The 1,261-nt window shown below is 63.2% G+C and carries 1 protein-coding gene; it reads left to right on the top strand.

Going from position 1 to position 1,261, the window contains the following annotated elements; all coding sequences use genetic code 11:
* Positions 1-173: 173 nt before the first annotated feature.
* Entirely contained in the window at positions 174-1,115 is a 942-nt protein-coding gene (locus AOK24_RS44295) for an IS110 family RNA-guided transposase (protein WP_055725456.1), read from the top strand.
* Positions 1,116-1,261: the final 146 nt, after the last annotated feature.

Genomic DNA, 1,261 nt, shown 5'->3' on the forward strand with positions numbered 1-1,261 from the left:
GCGTATGGGTCCCTGTGTGTGGAAAGTCTGTCATGATGGCGGTGGGCGGGAAGCCGTTGGGTCCTTGGCGATCGACGCCGTGATCCGGCCCGGTCTCCCGCCCGTTCCATCTATCAACCTGAACAGTTGCACGAGGCTGCGCCAACAGACCTCGCATCACAGGGACAGGCACCGTGATCATAGCCCTTCGCTGCGTCGGAATCGACGTCTCCAAACATCATCTCGATATTTTCGATGAGGCCATCGATGCATCGGAACGCATCGACAACGCGACACAGGCCATCACACAGCTGGTGGCGCGTTGGCGATGCGATACGCTGGTCGTCTTTGAGGCCACGGGGGTCTACGACCTCGAGCTTCGCGAGGCGCTGCGTCAGGCCGGGGTTCGCTTTGCCCGGATCAATCCGGCCCGCGCCCGCGACTTTGCCCGCGCCAGCGGCCAGCTCGCCAAGACCGACCAAATCGACGCGCGGATGCTGGCAGCCTTTGCTCGAGCCATGACGCCCGCAACTGAGCAGGTCGCCACACCGGCCCGCAACGCTTTGGCAAGGCTGGCAAAACGACGCGATCAGCTGGTCAGCATGCGAGCTCAGGAGAAAAACCGCCGCAGTGAGGCCGAGGACCGCGCCATGGCCGAACGGATCGGCCGCCTCATCGCCGTGCTCGACGACGAGATCGCGGAGATCGAGGCCGAGATCAGTGCGCTCATCAAAGCAGAGCAGGAGATCGCCGAAGATGCGCAGTTGATGCGCTCACTGCCCGGCATCGGCCCGGTGGCCTGCATGCAGCTCCTCGCGCAGATGCCCGAACTCGGGCGTGTCGGTCCGAAGCAGGTTGCGGCACTGGCCGGCCTGGCGCCCTTCAACGTCGACAGCGGTACCTATCGTGGAAAGCGCAAGATCGGCGGCGGCCGCAACCGGATCCGCGACGCCCTCTATATGGCCGCTCTCAACGCGGTTCGCCGCGCCGATCCATTCAAGGCATTCTACGAACGCCTGCGAAAGGCCGGCAAACCAGCCAAACTCGCCCTCATTGCCGTCGCCAGGAAGCTTCTAACCGTGCTCAACGCAATGATGCGCGACCGAAAACCTTATATGATCGCCCCATCAACATAACAGTTGCCGGATCTGCGCTCCGCTTCGCTGCGCTTGTCCGGGACACGGGAGAGGACGACGACGAAAAATCTACGGCTTCAAGATCGACGCGCCTGTCGTCTTCCGGCTCTCGAGGTCGATGTGGGCCTTCGCGGCATCCTTGAGCG

The sequence above is a fragment of the Streptomyces niveiscabiei genome (genome assembly GCF_001419795.1).
Classification (GTDB): domain Bacteria; phylum Actinomycetota; class Actinomycetes; order Streptomycetales; family Streptomycetaceae; genus Streptomyces; species Streptomyces niveiscabiei.